16 protein-coding genes and 1 tRNA gene are annotated in these 20,521 nt (G+C 61.2%); 10 read left to right on the forward strand and 7 right to left on the reverse strand.

Going from position 1 to position 20,521, the window contains the following annotated elements; all coding sequences use genetic code 11:
* Positions 1-164: 164 nt before the first annotated feature.
* From ESZ00_RS17035 to ESZ00_RS17050, 4 genes are all read right to left on the reverse strand, one after another.
* A complete protein-coding gene (locus tag ESZ00_RS17035) occupies positions 165-1,211 on the reverse strand; it encodes a hypothetical protein (RefSeq protein ID WP_164981579.1) in 1,047 nt (348 codons plus the stop codon).
* Positions 1,212-1,462: 251 nt separating this feature from the next.
* Positions 1,463-2,224: a TIGR03435 family protein gene (locus ESZ00_RS17040; protein ID WP_129209543.1), complete on the reverse strand. Its 762-nt coding sequence runs from the start codon at positions 2,222-2,224 to the stop codon at positions 1,463-1,465.
* Positions 2,225-2,530: 306 nt separating this feature from the next.
* On the reverse strand, positions 2,531-3,295 hold the full coding sequence (locus ESZ00_RS17045; RefSeq protein ID WP_129209546.1) for a TIGR03435 family protein: 765 nt from the start codon (positions 3,293-3,295) through the stop codon (positions 2,531-2,533).
* 493 nt (positions 3,296-3,788) lie between these two features.
* Positions 3,789-4,022, reverse strand: a complete 234-nt coding sequence (locus ESZ00_RS17050) for a hypothetical protein (RefSeq protein WP_129209548.1) — start codon at positions 4,020-4,022, stop codon at positions 3,789-3,791.
* Between the two features lie 225 nt (positions 4,023-4,247).
* Between ESZ00_RS17050 and ESZ00_RS17055 the strand changes: the two genes are divergently transcribed.
* Both ESZ00_RS17055 and ESZ00_RS17060 read left to right on the forward strand, forming a co-directional pair.
* Positions 4,248-4,334, forward strand: a tRNA-Leu gene (locus tag ESZ00_RS17055).
* A gap of 194 nt (positions 4,335-4,528) precedes the next feature.
* Positions 4,529-5,323 carry a TIGR03435 family protein gene (locus ESZ00_RS17060; protein ID WP_164981580.1) on the forward strand — a complete coding sequence of 265 codons (795 nt, stop codon included), beginning with the start codon at positions 4,529-4,531 and terminating at the stop codon, positions 5,321-5,323.
* Positions 5,324-5,332: 9 nt separating this feature from the next.
* Here ESZ00_RS17060 and ESZ00_RS17065 read toward each other — a convergent pair whose 3' ends face one another.
* Complete coding sequence (locus ESZ00_RS17065) at positions 5,333-6,232, reverse strand: LysR family transcriptional regulator (protein WP_129209550.1); 900 nt, start codon at positions 6,230-6,232, stop codon at positions 5,333-5,335.
* Positions 6,233-6,501: 269 nt separating this feature from the next.
* Between ESZ00_RS17065 and ESZ00_RS17070 the strand changes: the two genes are divergently transcribed.
* From ESZ00_RS17070 to ESZ00_RS17090, 5 genes are all read left to right on the forward strand, one after another.
* A complete protein-coding gene (locus ESZ00_RS17070; RefSeq protein ID WP_129209552.1) occupies positions 6,502-9,687 on the forward strand; it encodes an efflux RND transporter permease subunit in 3,186 nt (1,061 codons plus the stop codon).
* Positions 9,688-9,739: 52 nt separating this feature from the next.
* Complete coding sequence (locus ESZ00_RS17075; RefSeq protein ID WP_129209554.1) at positions 9,740-11,011, forward strand: efflux RND transporter periplasmic adaptor subunit; 1,272 nt, start codon at positions 9,740-9,742, stop codon at positions 11,009-11,011.
* Entirely contained in the window at positions 11,008-12,522 is a 1,515-nt protein-coding gene (locus tag ESZ00_RS17080; RefSeq protein ID WP_129209556.1) for an efflux transporter outer membrane subunit, read from the forward strand. The genes ESZ00_RS17075 and ESZ00_RS17080 overlap by 4 nt, the downstream gene beginning before the upstream one ends.
* A 360-nt stretch (positions 12,523-12,882) precedes the next feature.
* Complete coding sequence (locus ESZ00_RS17085) at positions 12,883-13,806, forward strand: LysR substrate-binding domain-containing protein (protein WP_129209558.1); 924 nt, start codon at positions 12,883-12,885, stop codon at positions 13,804-13,806.
* A gap of 46 nt (positions 13,807-13,852) precedes the next feature.
* Complete coding sequence (locus ESZ00_RS17090; RefSeq protein WP_129209560.1) at positions 13,853-14,362, forward strand: lipocalin-like domain-containing protein; 510 nt, start codon at positions 13,853-13,855, stop codon at positions 14,360-14,362.
* A 46-nt stretch (positions 14,363-14,408) separates the two neighbouring features.
* Here ESZ00_RS17090 and ESZ00_RS17095 read toward each other — a convergent pair whose 3' ends face one another.
* Positions 14,409-15,509: a hypothetical protein gene (locus ESZ00_RS17095; RefSeq protein WP_129209562.1), complete on the reverse strand. Its 1,101-nt coding sequence runs from the start codon at positions 15,507-15,509 to the stop codon at positions 14,409-14,411.
* Between the two features lie 410 nt (positions 15,510-15,919).
* Between ESZ00_RS17095 and ESZ00_RS17100 the strand changes: the two genes are divergently transcribed.
* Positions 15,920-16,219, forward strand: coding sequence for a PadR family transcriptional regulator (locus ESZ00_RS17100; RefSeq protein WP_129209564.1), 300 nt, complete (start codon positions 15,920-15,922; stop codon positions 16,217-16,219).
* A 4-nt stretch (positions 16,220-16,223) separates the two neighbouring features.
* A complete protein-coding gene (locus tag ESZ00_RS17105) occupies positions 16,224-16,910 on the forward strand; it encodes a hypothetical protein (RefSeq protein ID WP_129209565.1) in 687 nt (228 codons plus the stop codon).
* A 265-nt stretch (positions 16,911-17,175) separates the two neighbouring features.
* On the opposite strand, the gene ESZ00_RS17110 is transcribed toward ESZ00_RS17105, so the two are convergent.
* Positions 17,176-18,303, reverse strand: a complete 1,128-nt coding sequence (locus ESZ00_RS17110) for an alpha/beta fold hydrolase (protein ID WP_164981581.1) — start codon at positions 18,301-18,303, stop codon at positions 17,176-17,178.
* A gap of 181 nt (positions 18,304-18,484) precedes the next feature.
* Here ESZ00_RS17110 and ESZ00_RS17115 point away from each other — a divergent pair, with 181 nt between their 5' ends.
* On the forward strand, positions 18,485-20,401 hold the full coding sequence (locus tag ESZ00_RS17115) for a glycoside hydrolase family 35 protein (RefSeq protein WP_129209569.1): 1,917 nt from the start codon (positions 18,485-18,487) through the stop codon (positions 20,399-20,401).
* Positions 20,402-20,521: the final 120 nt, after the last annotated feature.

Genomic DNA, 20,521 nt, shown 5'->3' on the forward strand with positions numbered 1-20,521 from the left:
TCCGCTCCCGCTGGTCGCGACCAGCGGGAGCGGGGGGCCGAAGGAATTGGCGTGTGCTTGAACGCATCGCCGCGGCCCTAGATATCAAACTTTCCACCTTCTTTGTGAACTTTTAGAGTTTCGGCTTAAACGGCAAAACCACGGATTCACCCCAATAAGATCAGTCACAATAACGGAAGCCGACAAGATAAGCTGTGTTTGTGTGGAGTAAAAAGGTATCCAACTCTGTTTGGATATGGCACTTGCACAGCCATTTGGTAGGGCAGTTTTATCTTCAATATTTGAGAAGAATCATCGAGGTTGAATTTAGCAATAGGCTTTCGCATTTCTTTTGGGAAGTAAGCCATTGGGATTTTCCCTAATTCCGTAATCGCGGCATCCCATTGAAGATGATCCGCGACTTTTGTCTTCGGAAGGGATATACCCTTTGCCGAAAGTACTTTTTGGACAGCGTTGATGAGTTTATCTGAGCCACGGTACACATTCGCCATATGCCAAGTTAGATCCCGAGCGAAAGAAAAGGCTCCCTGGTCAGGATGAACTTCTGGAGAAGGTCCTAATATCCCATTTGTATCTGGCTCCTCAAGGCAATAGCCAAGATGGACATCCCTTCCGAACCACGCGGCTACTACTCTAAGGAAGCACTGCTGATGTTTGAGTTTATTAGCTATCCGCAGTGTGCTCTTGTAATCTCGTATCGCCTCTTGAAATGATTTTGCTCCTGGCAATTTATTGTCGAGGACATATTGTTCTGTAAATTCACTCGATTTGCTTGCCAATTTCGGATCGATCAGCGTCTTAAGAATCAGCCACAATTCATCTAAATATTCCTGCATCGTTCTAAGGAAATGAACTTGGTAATCAAGGAGTTGGCTGACATCCAAAGCAGCATCTTTATCACGGCGAAGATTGTCCGTTTCCAGAAAATACTCTTTTGTTACTGAACAGAATGCTCTAGCGATTTTTTCAAGCGAGCGGTTGTAAATTGCTGAAGGATGAAGTTGGCAATGCTCCCTATAGAACAAAACGTCTTCCGGAATATTGTCCAGATAATTGACTGCAGGAGGTGCGAGAGTGCCGTCAGTTGAACGATCTCGAACGATAAGAGTCATGTAAATTAAACTGGCGTGCACTTGCCTAGTAACGGCTCTAGAGTATTCCTTAATGCACTTAAATTGAATAGTTTCAGCGCTGAAACTATTGCAGCGCATTTATTTGTCCTGAGAAGATAGCTGCAAAGAGTTTTCAGAAAAGACAAATCAAAGATGCCCATGTCTCGACTCTGAGACATGGATTCGCAGAACGATTGAAATAAAAACTCACCACCGCAATGTCATCCCGACCGGAGCGAGTCCAAGGCGAACCAGTGGAAGGACTTGCGGTTTTGTTTTGCTGCGCAACACGCCAGCCCGCGACCAACGGGAGCGGGGGGCCGAAGGCGAAAGGCCTGGACGGCCAGTCCCTAGTTTTCCAGCGAAGGCTCTTCCGCGCTGTCCACCACCAGAACCTTCACCGGTCCGTGGGTGGGCTTCAGTTCCAGCCCCAGTGACTCTTTCACTACCGTAAATATGTCAGGCCGGATGTCCTCCGATGGAGAGGGGTCCGGCTTTCCGCGCAGCGGAGCCCATTTCAGCGTTACGTCGTATCTTCCCGTCAGCCCGGTCTTATCCACCACCGGCTTCTCCAGCGCGAACGCAAACGTCTTCGCCAGGTCTCCGGAGCTCTGCATCTCGGCATCCATCCCGTCCCAGTTCAATCCGCTCGAGGGATGCTTCGCGGTGCTCTCTTTCAGACGGCTGCCGCCCTTGGCCACCACCAGCTCATACTCCGGCTTGTCGCGCGTCTCCCAATGCGTCTTCAGGTGAAAGCGGTCCTCGAGCACCGCAACGAACATCGCCCGCCGCTGATCCTCCGTCAACGCCTTGATCTGGTCCGGCGTCGCATCGAGAATCTTCCCCTGCACATCGAAGTGCTTGCTCTGTCCCCACTTCGGCGCGCCTTCGATCAAGTATTCGTGAAGATCGAAAGCTACCGTCAGCATGGTCATCAGCGATGAGTTCTCGACCTTCAGCATGTCGCCGGAATCAGAATCAATCAGCGTGATGGGCTCTGTCGATTTGCTTTCCTTGACCGTCACCACGTCGTACCTGAGCGGCGCGGCCTCCTGGGCTACACCCGACACCAACGACAGACAACCCAGCAGCGAAACAAGCAGAATACGCATGCATCTCCCTCCAGGCCGTATCCACACAGAGAGGCGTTGAAAATAAAACTTACCACTGCGCTGTCATCCCGGCCGAAGCGATGACAACGATTTGGCTGAGCTATAAGTCGACACGACCTAAGTCGCATCCCCATAGAGCCATTCCACAAATTGTCATTTCGACCGGAGCAGGACAGTTCTATCGTCCTGCGGAGTGGAGAAAACTGCAGGTTCCTCCGCTGCGTTCGCCTTACGGCTCACTCCGGTCGGAATGACAATGCGCAATACAAGTCGCTTATTTTCAGCCTGGATATATGGGGACACGACCTAGTCTGTAACCGGCATCTCCGCGCCATCCACCACCAGCACCTGCACCGGTCCGCGCGAAGGCTTCAGCTCGAGGCCCAGCGTTTCCTTCACTGCGGTGAAGATGTCCGGCGCCGCGTCCTCATCCTGAGCAGCATCCGGGCCGCTCTTCGACGTCATGGGAGCCCACTTCAGATCCACATCGTACTTTCCCATGAGCCCGGTCCTGTCCACGACCGGCTCCTGCAGCGCATCGGCAAACGCCTCTGCCAGCTCCGCGGCGCTTTGCTGCTTGGCATTCAGGGTATTCGGGCTCAGCATTCTGGAGTGTTGCTGCCCCGAGCCTTCCTTCATCTTGCTGCCGCCCTTGGCCAGCACCAGCTCGTACTCGGGCTTCTCGCGCGTCTCCCAGTGTGTCTTCAGATGGAAGCGATCCACGAGCACCGCCGCGAACATCGCCCGCCGCTGCTCAATCGTCAGCGCCTTGATCTGGTCCGGCGTCGCGTCCAGGATCTTCGCCTGAACATCGAAGTGCTGGTTTTCGCCCCACTTCGGCACGCCTTCGATCAGGTACGGATGGAGGCCGTAGGCCGCCGACAACATGATCTGCAGAGTCCCGTTCTCGACGTTCAGCATGTCACTGCCCGTAAAGCGGAGCATGGTCATGCCCGAAGCCGATTTGTTTTCCTTGACCGTGGCGACATCGTATTTGAGCGGCGCAGCCTCCTGGGCCACACCCGATGCCAACGACAGACAACTCACCAGCGCAACCAGAAGAACCCGCATCCGTGCACCTCAGCCCTTTGACTGAGGAGCATAAGCGAACGCACTGCCGTCGCAGGAAAAAATTCACTTCTCCCACTATCGGATCGCGACCAAAGGGAGCGCCACGCGAAGCGATTCGCCGGACGCGCAGTCCCCTGCGCGCAGCAGCCGGGTGGCCCATGCAAGCCCGAAGTTGGCTTGCGTGGGGAAGAACAAAGGCGATTCACCACAGAGGACACAGAGAGCACAGAGGGAGTCGTGCGTCTGCACGCATCCCTTTCGCGCCAGGACGCAAAGCACGCCAAGTTCCGCAAAGACTTTTCAGAAGAACGACCCGGGTGCCCCATGTCTCGCTTCTGAGACATGGGTTCGCAGGATAAACGCGTCACGAAGGTTCGTACCGTCCCACCCAAGCGGAGCTTGGATGGGGCACCCCTTTCCGATCCACCCCACAGATCCCAAATCGCGACCAAAGGGAGCGGAGGCCGAAGGCGATTCGCCCTGCGCGAAGCAGCTAGCTGTTGTGCTGGATATATTCCCTGAGATTGCGGTTCACGCGCGCCGCCTGCTGGACTCCGTCATCGAGCAGCTTGCGCCAATGCTGCCCCTGTTCTCCGAGTTCGAGTGTTCCCAGCAGGTAGCTGGTCTGCAGGATGATCTCCAGGGCGTTGCTGAGATCGTGGGCATAGGCCCGAATCTGTTGTGCCTGTTCCAGGGGAATCGGCGGAAGATCGGCTGGCTGACTCATACGCGGAACTCACTCCATAAGAGGTTGCAGCCGGAACGAACCGGGACCGGTCCGGCGGCGAGGGCCATTTTGTTTTCTTTCTTCTACGATGCGTCGACCCTGTCCCGCGCCGTATCCGGAGCGCTTCCGGCTGCAAGTCACGCCGGTTTGACATCCTCTTCCTCGTCTGTAACACTAAGAATCACTGCCAGTCCAGTAAGTCGCAACGCTGGATACCACATGCGTGCCGAAGTGGCGGAATTGGCAGACGCGCATGGTTCAGGTCCATGTACTCGCAAGGGTGTGGAGGTTCGAGTCCTCTCTTCGGCACCAATACGCTTTGTCTTCTTCGGAAGACAAGCACAGCAGTCACCAATGATTCGCACACAGCCCGCCTAGAAAGCGGGTCTTCGTGTTTCTGGACGCCTCTCGATCTCCAGCGTCACCTCTCCGGCAAGACACCTGGACGCGCCCAACATACGACGTTACACTGCTTCCGCTGTCATCCTGCCGTTGAGAACTCGACCATGCGCCTGCTCGCTGCCGCTGTTTTCACCCTCGCCTCGGCCCTGGCCGCGCACGCACAGGACATCCTGCTCCCTCAGCCCGGCAAACCGCTGCCGCAATTCGCCGTGGCCACCATCAAGCCCGCGTCGGTCCGGTATATCGGCCTGCTCACCTACCCAGGCGGCCGGATTGAAGGAGGACAGTGCTGGCTCACCTATCTCATCTCCGAGGCCTTCCATATTCCCATAGTCCGCGTCACGGGCGGCCCGGACTGGGTGAAGCAATCGAGGTTCGACATCACCGCCGTGCCGCCCGATGACTCTTCCGCACGCCAGTACACACCTCCGGGCATCACCCATCCATTAATCGATGAGCAGCGGCTTATGCTGCAGGCGCTGCTCCGCGACCGCTTCGGCCTCAAGTACCACCTGGAAAAGACCGAGCAGCCCGTCTACTTCCTCGAACGCAACGGCAAGCCGCTGAAACTCGATACCCCGAAACATCCGGAATGGCCGCCACGCACCATTGTCATGGTCTATTCCGACGGCAAGGGGAACGGCGAGATCGTGGGGCAAAACACAACCATGCCCTATACCGCCCAGCAGCTCAGCGAAACACTCCAGCGCCCGGTCATCGACCAGACCGGCATCACCGGCTCGTACGACTTCCATGTCGATGCGCCCGACGAAGCCAATGCCGACCAGACCAACGCCGTCCTCGAGGGCCTGCCGCAGCTGGGACTCAGGCTCCGCGCCGGCAAGGCACCGGTCGACACCATCGTGATCGACGCCGTAACCCAGCCCACCCCGAACTGAGCCGGGCGTCTACATCTTTTCGACCTTGCGCCGTCTGCGCACCATCTCCAGAAAGGATTTGAGCGCCGGGCGCTCCATCTTCGGCGACCAGGCCACGACCATGTCGATCACCGCACCCTTGTCGGCCAGCGGCACCCACACGATGTCCTCACTGCCCAGAATGCGCGAGCCCTGCGGCAGGATCGCCACCCCTTCGCCTGCCTCCACCAGCGCAATCACTCCCGAAGAGACGCTGCCCGTCGCTCCCAGCTTCGGAGAAAATCCCGCCTCCGTGCACAGCGTAATCACCTTGTCGAAGACCGCCGGCGAATACCGCCGGTCGTTCAGGATGAAGGTCTCCCCGGCCAGCTCCCGCATGAAGACCGAGGGCTGCCGCGCCAGCGGATGCGTCCGCAGCAGCACCGCGTAGAACGGCTCGGTGCGCAGCGGCTCCGAACGCAGCTGCGAGGCGTGCACCGCCGGCAGCGTGCGCGTGAAACTCACGTCGATCGTCCCCGCCTGCAGCGCCTGGTACTGCATGCCCGGCGCCATCTCCACCAGCGATACCTGGATGCCCGGATAGATGCGGCGGAACTCGCGGATAATCGCCGAAAAGAACGGCCCCATGCCACCAACGAAAAATCCGACCGTCAGCTTGCCAACCTCGCCCCGCTGCGTGCGCTGCACATTCTCCACCGCACGGGTCGCCTGCTCCATCACCGCCCGCGCGTCTTCCAGAAACTGCTCGCCCTGGTAGGTGAGCTGAATTCGACGGTTCTGACGATCAAACAACGGAACGCCCAGCTCCGTCTCCAGGTCGCGAATCTGCTCGCTGATAGCCGATTGAGCCACGTGCAGCAGCTTCGCCGCGCGTCCGAATCCGCCCGTCTCCGCAACCGTGATGAAGTAGCGCAGATGTCTAAGCTCCATTAAAGACAGTTTACGTGATAAACAATCGTTTATTCCGATAGGTGCCAACGGAATAAAGAACGAATCCCCACGTCCGAAACTGGGTCAAAATAGGTGCAGCGGTTTTTCCGATTGAGTGCCTAGAGCATTTCTCCTGAGGTTGTCGCGTGAGGCGAGAGCGCAAGTGCCGTTTTCTCTCAAGAAAGACGGCATGGCACGCCCGCTGGAGACACTACGGTGTCAGGAGAAATGCTTTAACCCAGAGCCTGTCACCCGGAGGCCTCCCCTAAGTGTGGATCGTTAAATTAGCGCTGGACCGTCCCTATACCTTCATCATCCTGGCCCTGCTCATCCTGATCATGGCGCCCGTGGTGATCCTGCGGACGCCCACCGATATCTTCCCGAACATCAACATCCCCGTGGTCTCCGTCGCCTGGCAGTACACCGGCCTCGACCCCGAGCAGATGGAAGGCCGCCTGGTCGCGCCCTATGAAAAGGCGCTCACCACGCTGGTCGACAACATCGAGCACACCGAATCCACCAGCTACAACGGCGTCGCCACCATCAAAATCTACCTGCAGCCCGGCGCCAGCCTCGACACCGCAAACGCGCAGGTTACCGCCGCCTCGCAGTACATGCTCCGCCAGCTGCCTCCCGGAACCCTGCCGCCCGAGATCATCAACTTCTCCGCTTCGAGCGTGCCCATCATCCAGATCGGCATCTCCGGCCAGGGCCTCAACGAGCAGCAGCTCAACGACTACGCCCAGAACTTCATCCGTCCCGCGCTGGTCACCATCCCCGGCGCCGTCATTCCCCAGGTCTACGGCGGCAAGCAGGCGCAGATCACCGTCAGCATGGACCAGGAGAAGATGCAGTCCAAGGGCGTCTCGCCCGGCGACGTGCTGACGGCCATGCAGAACGGCAGCGTCGTGCTGCCCTCCGGCACCGCCAAGATCGGCCCGCTCGAGTACGACGTCCGCTCCAACGCCGCGCCCCGCACCATCCCCGAGCTCGACATGCTGCCCATCAAGCAGGTGAACGGCGCGATGGTCTACCTGCGCGATGTAGCCACCGTCAGCGACGGCGCCGCCTTCCAGACCAACATCGTCCGCCAGGATGGCCGCCGTGGCGTGCTCATCAGCATCCTCAAGGGCGGCAGCGCCTCGACGCTCTCGGTCGTCTCCGGCATCCGCGGCCTCCTGCCGCGCGTCTCGCAGCTCGTGCCGCCCGCGGTCAAGATGACTCCGATCGCCGACCAGAGCGTCTTCGTCCGCTCGGCCGTACAGGGCGTCATCCGTGAGGCGATCATCGCCGCGGCCCTGACCGGCCTGATGATCCTGCTCTTTCTCGGCAGCTGGCGCTCGACCGTCATCATCGCCGTCTCCATCCCGCTCTCGATTCTCACCTCGGTCATCGTGCTCAGCATGATCGGCGAGACCATCAACACCATGACCCTCGGCGGCCTCGCGCTGGCCGTCGGCATCCTGGTCGACGACGCCACCGTCACCATCGAGAACATCGAGCGCTTCCTCGAGAACGGCTACGAGATGCGCGAGGCCATCCTCGACGGCGCCGCGCAGATCGCGGTTCCCGCGCTGGTTTCCACGCTCTGCATCTGCATCGTCTTCCTGCCCATGTTCTTCCTGACTGGCGTCTCGAAGTACCTCTTCGCGCCGCTGGCCGAGGCCGTCATCTTCGCCATGATCGCCTCCTATATCCTGTCGCGAACCCTGGTGCCGACCCTGGCCATGTACCTGCTGCGCCACAAGCACACCGGTCCCACGCGCAATCCGTTCACGCTCTTCCAGCGCGGCTTCGAGCGCCAGTTCGAGAAGGTCCGCTCCGGCTATGAGACGCTGCTTACCCGTCTCGTCTTCCTGCGCAAGGCCTTCATCCCCGTCTTCCTGCTCTGCTGCTGCTGCGCCTTCCTGCTGCTGCCCTTCCTCGGCCGGGACTTCTTCCCCTCCACCGACTCGGGCGAGTTCATCCTGCACATGCGCGGCCGCACCGGCCTGCGTATCGAAGAGACCGCGCGCCTCGCCGACCAGGTCGAAGACGCCATTCACAAGACCATCCCCGCGAACGAGGTCAACAACATCCTCGATAACATCGGCCTGCCTTACAGCCCGATGAACACCATGCACATGACCAACGGCGGCATCGGCGCAGCCGACGCCGACATCCTTGTCTCGCTGAACGAGGACCACCACCCCACCGCCGATTACATCCGCAGGCTGCGCGAGAGCCTGCCGCGTGATTTCCCCGGCACCACGTTCTACTTCCTGCCCGCCGACATCACCACGCAGATCCTCAACTTCGGCCTGCCCGCGCCCATCGATATCCAGATCCAGAGCAGCGATCTCGAATCGAGCACCAAGGTGGCCACGGCCATGATGGAAAAACTGCGCCAGGTTCCGGGCCTTGTCGACCTGCGCATCCAGCAGCCGCTCGACTATCCCACGCTCGATGTGGACGTGGACCGCACCAAGGCCGGCCAGGGCGGCTACACCGCGCGCGATGTGGCGCAGAGCATGCTCAACTCGCTCAGCGGCAGCTTCCAGATCACGCCCATGTTCTTCCTCAACTACAAGAACGGCGTGAACTACAACCTCGTCGCGCAAACCCCGCAGTACCGCATGGATTCACTGCAGGATCTGCAGAATATTCCCATCAATTCCGCCAACGGCGGCCCCGCGCGCCCCACACCGGAAACGCTCAACGATCTCTCCGGCATCCATCGCGGCCATGAAGACGCCGTGGTCTCCGAGTACAACATCCGCCGCGTCGTCGACATCTACGGCGCGGTGCAGGATCGCGACCTCGGAGCCGTCGGCAAGCAGGTGCAGGCCATCGTCGACGAGCAGTCGAAGACCGTGCCCCGCGGCATGTTCCTCAGCCTGCGCGGACAGGTCAACACCATGCGCAGCTCTTACATCTCGCTGCTTGGCGGACTGGTCTTCTCCATCCTGCTGGTCTACATGCTGATCGTGGTCAACTTCCAGTCGTGGCTCGATCCGTTCATCATCATCACGGCGCTGCCCGCCGCGCTGGCCGGCATCGTGCTCTTCCTCTTCTTCACCCACACCACGCTGAGCGTGCCCGCGCTGATGGGCGCCATCATGTGCATGGGCGTGGCCACGGCCAACTCCATCCTGGTGGTCTCCTTCGCCAAGATGCGACTGGCCGAGCACCATGACCCCATCCTCGCCGCCATCGAATCCGGCGCCACCCGCTTCCGCCCCGTCTGCATGACGGCCCTGGCCATGATTATCGGCATGGTGCCCATGGCGCTCGGCCTCGGCGACGGCGGTGAGCAGAATGCGCCGCTCGGACGCGCCGTCATCGGCGGCCTCATGTGCGCCACCGTCGCCACGCTCATCTTCGTGCCTGCCGTCTTCGCCCTGCTCCACGGACGCGAAAAAGGATCGGCCCCGGCCGAAGAGAAGCACAACGCACTGCACCCGCAGCACGCCTAGAGCAGGGATCATGACCATGGAACATTCCTCAGAAAGCAGGCCCAGAAGCCCGATGCCCGATCAGAACGAAGGAATCCGCGACGCGAGGGAAAGCACGCCCTCCGCAGAGTTCACGGCCCCGGTCCATCACGCTCCCCGACCGGCTCCCGAAGAGCCCACCGTGATCGTCGATCCGGACCGCCGCCTTTCCCCGGCCTTTCTCATCGGCCTGGGCGTGGTCGCTCTCATCATCGTGGTCGCGATCGTCTTCGGTATCCGCTCGCGTGCCCACGATGCCTCCGAGCTGACCCACGTCACGCACGAAGACGCCATCGAAGCCGTCGATGTCACCACCGCATCGCGCGGCGCCAAGGCGCTCGAAATCGTGCTGCCCGTCAATACCCAGGCCTACATCGATACCGGCATCTACGCCCGCACCAACGGCTACCTGAAGAAGTGGTACCACGACATCGGCTCGCACGTGCAGCAGGGCGAGCTGCTGGCCGATATCGAGACCCCCGAGCTCGATCAGCAGGTCCAGCAGGCCAGGTCCGACCTGGCCACCGCGCAGGCGAATCTCGAGATCGCGCAGATCACCGCCGAGCGCTGGAAGAAGCTGCTGGCCAAAAATGCCGTCTCCCGCCAGGAGGCCGACCAGGCCACCAGCGATTACGCCGCCAAGCAGTCGGCGCTCGCCTCCGCCCAGGCCAACCTCGGCCGCCTGCAGCAGCTGCAGGGCTTTGAGAAGGTCTACGCGCCCTTCACCGGCGTCATCACCGCGCGCAACATCGACATCGGCTCGCTCATCCAGGCCGGCGATTCCAGCTCGCTGCGCACCGAGCTCTTCCACATGGCCGCGACCGACAGGCTGCGCATGTTCGTGCCCGTGCCCGAAGCCGATGCCCGCTTCGTGAAGAACGGCGACAAGGTGGTCATCACCTCCGACGCCGCGCCAAACCAGAAGTTCGAAGGCGCAGTCGTCCGCAACTCCGATTCGATCGACCTCACCAGCCGCACCCTGAACGTCGAAGTCGATATCGAGAACCAGGACCACAAGCTGCTCCCCGGCCAGTACGCCTTCGTACATATCCCCGTGCCTGCCGAGGACCGCTCGCTCACGCTGCCTTCGAATACGCTCCTCTTCCGCGCCGAGGGACTGCGCGTCGGCGTCGTCCGCGACGGCAAGGTCGATCTCGTTCCGGTGACCGTCGGCCACGACTACGGCGCCACCGTCGAAATCACCTCCGGCATCGACGATCAGGACCAGGTCATCCTCAATCCATCCGATTCGCTCGCGCAGGGCCAGCCGGTGCGCGTCGAAACCAAGCCGGGAGCCGGAGCATGAAGCACGTCTCCTTACTCCGCGCGGCATCGGTGATGGCCGCGGCCCTGCTGCCTCTTGCCGGCTGCACGGTCGGGCCCAACTACAAGCGTCCCGACGTGCCCACGCCGCCGGCCTTCAAGGAACAGCCGCCGGCATCTGCTGACAATGCAGCACAGTCCTCCGCTGCGCACGACACTTCCGCTCAAAATCAGGACGGGTGGAAGCCCGGCCAGCCCGCCGACAACGCCCTCAAGGGCGACTGGTGGACCATCTACAACGACTCCGAGCTGAGCACGCTCGAAGGCCAGATCGACACCGCCAACCAGACGCTCAAGGCCGCCGAAGCCAACTTCCGCGCCGCCCGCGCACAGATCGGCTACGCCCGTTCCTACGAGGCACCGACCATCGGGGTCTCGCCTTCGGTCGGCGCCGTGCGCGACTCCGCGCACCAGCCTTACTTCTCCTCGACCGAGGTCAACGACGGCGAGGGCAACTTCTCGCTGCCTTTCGATCTGAACTACGAGGTCGATCTCTGGGGACGCATCCGCCGCGGCGTCACCGCCGCCCGCGAGCAGGCGCAGGCCAACGCCGCTGACCTCGAAAGCGTCCGCCTCAGCCTCCATGCCGAGCTGGCGATGGACTACTTCGGCCTGCGCACCGACGATGCGCAGACCAAGCTCCTCGAAGACACGGTGAAGGCCTACGAGCAGGCGCTCCAGCTCACGCAGGATCGCTTCGAAGGCGGCGCCGCGCCCATGTCCGATGTGGCCCAGGCCCGCACCCAGCTCGACCAGACCAAGGTACAGCTCACCGACATCGAAGTGCAGCGCGCCCAATATGAGCACGCCATCGCCGTCCTGATCGGCAAGCCCCCGGCCGAGTTCACCCTCGACCGCACACCGCTCAACCAGCAGACCCCGCTGCTCCCGGTGATCCCGGCCACCGTGCCCGCCGAGCTCCTCGAGCGCCGCCCGGATATCGCCGCCGACGAGCGCCGCATGGCCGCGGCCAACGAGCAGATCGGCATCGCCCAGGCAGCGTTCTACCCAACGCTCTCCCTCAGCGCGCTCTTCGGCCTGCAGGGCACCTCGGCGCTCAACTGGTTCAACTGGCCTTCGCGCTTCTGGGCTGTGGGACCGACCTTCTCGCAGACGCTCTTCGACGCCGGCCGCCGCAAGTCGACGAAAGTGATGACCGAAGCGCAGTACGATGCAACGGTCGCCACCTATCGGCAGACGGTGCTGACCGCCTTCCAGCAGGTCGAAGACAATCTCGCCGCGCTGCGTGTGCTCTCGCACGAGGCCGATCAGCAGCACCAGGCCACCGAATCGGCCGAGCAGTCGCTCGATCTCTTCCAGACCCGCTACGAAGGCGGCGTCGATACCTATCTGCAGGTGGTCACCTGGCAGACCGCCGCGCTCAACAACCAGCGCAACGATCTCGCCATCATGCAGCGCCGCCTCGAAGCCAGCGTCCTGCTCATCAAGGCACTGGGCGGAGGATGGGACACCAGCAGGCTGCCCAAAATGTAACCATCACGATCACATTTTGCTCACAAACGCCGGCCCGGAACATCGGGCCGGTTTTTTTTGCGCCTCGCGCCCCACAACGAGCGGCCCCTGCAAGCCGCGCTCTCTGCGACTTGTAAGGGGAAGCACGAACCCGGGTGCCCCACGTCTCGCATTTGAGACGTGGGTTCTCCTCACTCAGACAAAACTTCAGACGAATACGTCAAATTTCCCCCATCCAACGGAAGCGAGGATGGGGCACCCATTTCCGTCTCCCCCACAGAAAACCCAAATCGCGACCAGAGGGAGCGGAGGCCGAAGGCCGCACGGTTGGCTCTGCGGCCGCTCCTCAAAGAGAGGATGCATTGGTAGCATCAGGACAGGATGGCACCCCGCATCAATCTCGACCTCGACATCTTACGGACCCTCGCAGTCGCCCATGATCGGGGCGGCCTGGCACAGGCTGCGGCTGATCTCGGACGCACACCCTCCGCGATCAGCCTGCAGATGAAGCGCCTGCAGGATGAGCTTGGCCTGCCCATCTTTCGCAAGCGCGGCCGGGGCCTTGCTCTCACGGAAGCCGGCGAGACAGCCTTGGCTTATGCGCGCCGCATACTGTCCCTGAACGATGAACTGCTGGCCACGCTGCAGGGAGCAAAGCTTGCAGGCCAGATTCGCATTGGCTGCCCGCAGGATTTCGCTTTTGTTCTGCCGCCCGTGCTGTCCCACTTCGCCAGCATTTATCCCCGCATGCAGGTCGAGCTGCATATCGAAGGCAACGCACGATTAGTGGAAGCGACCGAGAAAGGCGACCTGGATCTCGCTGTCGTTATCGGCCATGCCGACCGTGCCGGCGCACGGATGGTCGGACGAATCGGCCTGGCATGGATCGCGTCCCCGGATTTTGCACCTCCGGGCAACCAGCCAATACCGCTTGCGCTTCTCGGTCCGCAGTGCGCCTTTCGCAAGTGCGCGCTGCAGCAGCTTGAAACCGGGCAAATCCCGCATCGTATCGCCGCAGTCAGCCCAAGCCTGGATGGTCTCTGGGCAGCACTGCGCGGCAAACTCGGCATCACCGCGCGCGCCGCCATCCATCTTCCTGGCGGACTTATCGCGGGCGCCTCGCTCTTCGGGCTTCCACCCCTGGGCAGCTTCCCGGTCACCCTGCACCGCCATGCACAGGCGAGCGGCGCGGCGGAGGATCACATGGCATCCCTGCTGACCAGCTCTCTCGAGCCGATCCTGCAGCAATCCGGCCCTCCGAAACAACGCCGCATCACTCGTGAGCCCCACTCACCCGAGCGTTGAGAAGAATCAAATTGTGCAGCCCGGGACACATTGCTACAGTCGCCGCATGATGACTCGCAGTCTTGCCCTTCTCATCGCACTGCTGTGCGCTCCCCTGGCAGCCATGGCGCAGAGCTCTTCCATTGTCGGCACATGGATTCTTACAGGAGCAGACAAGGTGCTGCCCGATGGAACCACGGTTCCGGACTTCGGCAGCAATCCTCATGGTCTGATCATCTTTACAGCCGACGGCCACTACTCCGTGCAGATCTATCGCGCCGACCGCGCAAAGTTTTCATCCGCAGACAGGAATCAGGTAACGGCGGAAGAGTTCAAAAACGCCGCGCTCGGAATGAGCGTTCACTTCGGCACGTACGCCGTCGATCCAGATCGGCACACCATCACCTTCCGCATCGATCGCGCCTCCTGGCCGAACTGGGATGACACCGTTCAGGTACGCAGTTACGAAATGAAGGGGGACCAGCTTTCGTGGAAAGTACCACCGCGGCCTGACGGCTCCATCCCCGTCACAACTCTGCGGCGGGCAACCCAGGACAAATCCACAGAGGAAAGATAAGAAGCCTGAGTAAGCGCGTATGCCTGCATACCCCAGTGAGAGGAACTCAGAACTTCTCCCCATCAGGAGCCGGAGTGGAGATAGGCAGGGCTTCCATCTGGCTCCATAGATTCGCGAAACATGTGCTGACCACGGGCGCATCTGTCCAGTCGACGGATGCATGTTGCAGATGAAGAACGATGGACACAGGAATTTCATTGCCCGGCCTGCGGAATTGCATCTCCATCTCCTGATCGGACGCAGAAGGAGCAGGCGGCGAGAGCGGCCGCAGGTGCACAGTCAGGTCCGCGGACTGCGCATCGGGAGCCGCAGTCAGGTGCCCGGACGCGGTCAGGATCGACGCAATGCGGCGTTGCAGATTCGCATCCCCGGCCGATGCGGAAACGAATACAGTCTTCGCATTGGAAAACACGTCGGTAGGAGGAAAATACTTCTCCTGCACCGTGAACAGCGCAGGATCGGGTTCTGCCAGCTTTACATGCGCTGCGCTGAAGCTCTGGGTACTCCCATCCTCCAGATTCGTCGAGCGGAAGCTATAGGTAAACCCCAGATCCGATTCCCATTCGTCCTGCGTGAAATGTCTTTCTGCATCCGGCGCGCTTTCCATATGCAGTCCGAAGAGGGCCGTGCCGTCCACCTCTCTTTCTCCAAGAGAACTGCGGCGGACCATGCCTTCGGACATATCCCGTTGCGGCGTCTCGATAAATTGCTGCTGCTGTCGCGCATACCCGCGGCGAAGATCTTCGACCGTGACAGAGCGCTGCTCGGAACGATCCGCGTAGAGGTTGATGCTCAACCCGGCCATGCCTCCAAGCCATGTGCCGTTGCTTGCCTGGTGTCTTTGCGACACGAATGGGGAGATATACAGATTGCAGCCGCTCGAAGCATCGAGGATGCGGATATGCATGTTGTTGAGGCTGTCTTTCGCAACGCCCGAGGTAAAAAAGTGGGCCTGGTACACGCTCCCGCTGCTTGAGCGGGCAACCTGCGCAGTCCATGTCAGCGAGTCACTTGCATGAGCATTCAACCCCTGGAATTCGGCGGAAAACGGAGCGTTCTTGATCGTTCTGATCGCGCCTGTGTCCTGTGCAAAGCACATCGTGCCGGTGATGAGAGCCAGTGCGGCATATCCAACGTAAGGTTTCATTCCCACCTCCGCTCCAGCCTGCAAACGCACACACTGTTTCTCTGCATCGCTCAGGAAGCATGAAAAGCGCCCCGATCATACCATCGGCAATATGCTTTGCTGAATGCTGAAGCATGCCGAAGGCACGAAAAGGATGCCCCGCGTCTCGCGTCTGAGGCGCAGGAGAGCACAAACTCCAACAAGAACAAATTTCCCGCCCCACACAAGCCAATAACAAATTTGCATGAGCCACTCGAATTCTTTTGCCTGGCAGGGATGGGCGATAAACGCGCGAGAGAAAAAAGCAACGCATCAGGGCACAGCTTCACCCCAGACATACGCGTCTGCGGATACCCGGGCACGCATGCCAGGGGGTGAAGACAGGCACAATCCTCTGGACAACCTAAATCTACATATGTAGATTTATCCACGTGAAGCTACGCCGCACTCCGCAGACAGCCCTTGTCCTTCGCGAGCTCCTGCGCTCCCCGCGCGCGTGGAGCTACGGCTACGACATCAGCCGTGAGACCGGTCTCAAGTCCGGAACACTGTATCCGCTGCTCATCCGCCTCGCCGAGCAGCAGTTGCTCGAAACCAGGTGGGAAGCCGCGGAGAACGGGCGCCCGCCGCGTCACATGTATCGCCTCACCGCGAACGGTGTGCGCGCCGCGCGCGACTGGGCGGAAGACACCATGACTCTCACCGCACGCAAACCGGCATTCGGGATATGAAGCCATGAGCCTCATTCGCAACATCGCACGGCGGCTGGCAGAGTTTACGGTGCGACACGCCTCTCCCGGCTCGAAGCCATGGGCGGAGGCCATCGCCGCAGAACTCGATTGCATCGGGAACGACTGGCGCGCCCTCAACTGGGCCTGCGGCAGCCTGCGCGTGCTCGCGCACTACCGGCCGGCGCCCATCCACACCATGGAGGAGCTTGCCGCCGAGGCGGAGAAGTTCGCCTCGCGGCGCCGCGGCCAGGCCACCGATCTCCGGACCGGCAGATACCTGATCTGGGCAGCGGGCCTGATCTGGATAGCCCTGATTGTCGCGCATATCGGCCATCGCAAGGACCCCGTCGGCAGCCTCCTGATGCTTGCCACCCAGGCCACGCTCTTCTTCGCCCAGTTCCTCCACAGCCGTTACCTCTTTCTCCGCGACGAGGTCCCCGATCAGGACGACGCTCACGCCGTGATCCTCTACTACCGGCAGCAGCTGCAACGCTCTCTGCGCCTCGCCGCCCTTGACCTTCTTCCCATGCTCCTGATCCTCGCCAGCCTGGTCTACGACCTCCGGTCCAGCCTCTGGTTCATTTCCATCGTCTGCCTGACGATATCCGCCTTCGTGCTTTCCTATACCCGCCGCCGCCTCGGCAGCCGCTTCACGCTCGAGCAAATTGACGCCCTGCTCACCGAGCGCTGAGCCAGAGCACCTGCAAACTCCCCGCCGGGTGCCCCGCATCTTGCGTTTGAGGCGCAGGAGAGCACAAACTCCGACAGAAACAAATTTCTCGCCCCACACAAGCCAATAACAAATTTGCATGAGCCACCCGGTTTTCTCTTTTTATGAACAATCCCAAATCGCGACCAGAGGAAGCGGGGGCCGAAGGCGGATCGCTCTGCGCGTAGCAGCGGGGGCGGAGGCGTGAGGCGCGGAATGCCTGGACGGCCAGTCCAGCAAAGCAGGCCTATTCCCGCGTTGTCGAACCATAGGTTGTAGGCTGCGGCGCAGTCCCGCGGATCTGCTCCAGAAACGCCGTCACCTCATCCACCACCAGCTGCGGCCGCTCCTCAAAGAGATGATGCGTGCCACCCGTCACAATGATCCTCCGGCTGCGTGTTGAGAGCGACTTCAGATTCTCCTGCAGCCCGTCCCACATGCCCTGCCTTTTCTTCTCGTCTGCAGATTGAGGCTTACGCGGCAGCGTCCCAAATGGATCGTGCGAAAAGATCAGCACCGGCAGCGAGCCAAAGCTACTCCGGCGTGACGCCTCTCCGCTCGAATCGCCGAACGCGCGGAGTTCCATGGCCAGCGCCGGATAGTACATGCGGCAGCGGTCTTCGCTTTTCATCACAGGATAATCGGTGTTCTCTCCGCTTCCGTGCGATGAGCACATTCCAATCAGCCGAGGCACCCCCACAATCATCGCAAACTGCAACAACCAAGGCGGCGGACCGCCGCCCATTGTGACTCCCATCTTTCGATCCTGAAACGGCGTCGAAGCATCCACAAAGATCAGCCCTGCAACGTCCTCCGGATACTTCACGGCGTAGTCGCGGATATAGATCCCGGCAATCGAATGCCCCATCAGCACCACAGGGCCAGATATGCTCGCCGCGCCGAGCAGTCCATGCAGCGCCTCTACGATCTGGTCCGCATCCTGGGGCCCGGCCGTAGGCTCGCTCCCTCCAAATCCGGCGCGGTCATACGCACACACTCGCGTCGTCTTCGACAGCACGGGCTGCAACTGAGCCCACATCATCGAATCGTCACCAAGCCCGGAGTCGAGCACCAAGGCCGGTGAGCCTTCTCCCATGCAGTGGATGTACATCCTTGCGCCGTTCACCGCTTCGAACTCGCCCGCCGGCGGATGTTTTACCCAGAAGGCATGCATCGCAATCGCGTTGTAGGCGCTCAACGTCGCCACCGAAGACGCCAGCATCATCGCCGCCCATGCACCCACTAGGCGGATTGCCTTCTGACCACGCCTCAGAGGTCTCCTCGACACGGCAAAGGCATAGCGCAGGCCAAGCCCATCGACAATCAGCGCAAGCACCACAATCACCACCGGCATCACGACATAATCGAAATCCATCCGCCACCTCGTTCGTACAGCAGCCCTATGTAGCATTCTATCTAACAATGACGATGCGCCTGTCAAGCCTCCTTTCACAATCCCACCAGCTCGCGATTCCGATTTCGGCTCGTATGGGAGACAAATCCTACCCCCAGCCTCACAATTTCGTTACCCTGTTCACGAGCCCATGAAATTCCAAATGAAATCGATATCATCCGCGCTCCTGCTCTCCGCCTTCGCCCTCGGCGGCTGCCAGCTTCTCTCTGCCCAGGCCACTTCCCAGACCACCTACCAGGCGGCCGACACCGCGCATTCCTTCAAAGTCGAGAACGGCCAGTTCCTGCTCGACGGCAAGCCCTTCCAGATCATCTCCGGCGAGATGCACTACGCCCGCGTGCCGCGCGAGTACTGGCGCGCGCGCCTGAAGATGGCCAAGGCCATGGGCCTCAACGCCATCACCACCTACGTCTTCTGGAACGAGCACGAGCCCACGCCCGGCGTCTACGACTTCTCCGGCAACAAGGACATTGCCGAGTTCGTCCGCGAGGCGCAGCAGGAAGGCCTCTACGTCATCCTGCGCCCCGGCCCCTACGCCTGCGCCGAATGGGAGTTCGGCGGCTACCCCGCCTGGCTGCTCAAGGACCCGAGCATCAACGTCCGCTCACGCGATCCCAAGTTCCTCAATGCCGCTCGCACCTGGCTCCTGCGCCTCGGCCAGGAGGTTGCGCCGCTGCAGATCGGCAACGGCGGCCCCATCATCGAGGTTCAGGTCGAAAACGAGTATGGCTCCTACGGTGACGACCACGAGTACATGGAAGACATTCACCATGCCCTCATCGACGCCGGCTTCACCAGGGCGCAGCTCTACACCGCCGACGGCGCCGACGAGCTGACTCGCGGCTCGCTGCCCGAGCTGCCCGCCGTCATCAACTTCGGCACCGGCGAAGCCAAGGGCGAGTTCGAAAAGCTGCACAAGCTGCGCCCGCAGGGCCCCTTCATGTCCGGCGAGTACTGGGCCGGCTGGTTCGATCACTGGGGCTCGCCGCATGAGACTCGCAGTCCGCAGCAGGAAGCCGACGAAGTCGGCTGGATGCTCAAGCAGGGCTACTCCGTCAGCATGTACATGTTCCACGGCGGCACCAGCTTCGGCTGGATGAACGGCGCCAACGCCGAAGGCGCGAACTCCGACGGCAAGAACTACCAGCCCGACACCACCAGCTACGACTACGACTCCCCGCTCGACGAGAGCGGCCGCGTCACGCCGAAGTACCTGCTGCTGCGCAAGACCATCGCCGAGGCCACCGGACACGAGCCGCCGCCCATCCCCGAGGTCGCGCCCGCGCAGGCCATCCCGACCTTCCCCGTCACCGGCTCCATCTCGCTCTGGAAGACGCTGCCCAAGCCCGTGCACTCCGAGCAGCCGCTCACCATGGAGGCGCTCGACCAGGCCTACGGCTACGTCCTCTATCGCACCACGCTCGATGGTCCGGTTGCGGGCGAGCTCAATCTCGGCAAGCTGCACAGCTACGCGCAGGTCTATATCGATGGACGCCTGCTCGGCACCGTCGACCGCCGCTACGACCAGCACACCCTGCCTATCGATGTACCGGCGGGCAAGGCTCGCCTCGACATTCTCGTCGAAAATACTGCACGTGTGAACTATGGCAAGGCCATCCCCGGCGAGCGCGTAGGTTTACTTACCGGCGTGACAGTAAAAGATAGCAAGGGCGCGGTAACTCCACTTACCGGCTGGGATAACTACTCGCTGCCCATCGACTATCCAGATCATGACGCGCCGCAGAAGCTGACCTTCTCGAGCGAGCCCTGCACCGGCGTCTGCTTCTATCGCGCCAGCTTCAACGTAACGGAGCAGCGCGACACGTTCTTAGACACCAGCGCCTTCACCAAGGGACAGGTCTGGGTCAACGGACATAACTTAGGTCGCGTCTGGAACGTAGGTCCGCAGAAAGCCCTCTATCTGCCCGGACCCTGGCTGCGCAAAGGCAGGAACGAGGTCGTAGTGCTCGATCTGCAAGGCCAACCCGGAGCAAAGCTCTGGGGACTGGACCACCCCTACCTCGACGGAGCCGTCATCCGGCCCGCTGAGGCCAAGTAACTTCCAGTATCTCTACGGCCCCATTCAAGCCTGCTTTTAGCTTGAGTGGGACAGCAGAACTCTTTTCTGATCGTCAGAGAGAGAAGAAGTATCCCACGTCTCAAGAGCGAGACGTGGGGC

The organism is Silvibacterium dinghuense, assembly GCF_004123295.1.
Taxonomy (GTDB): Bacteria; Acidobacteriota; Terriglobia; order Terriglobales; family Acidobacteriaceae; genus Silvibacterium; species Silvibacterium dinghuense.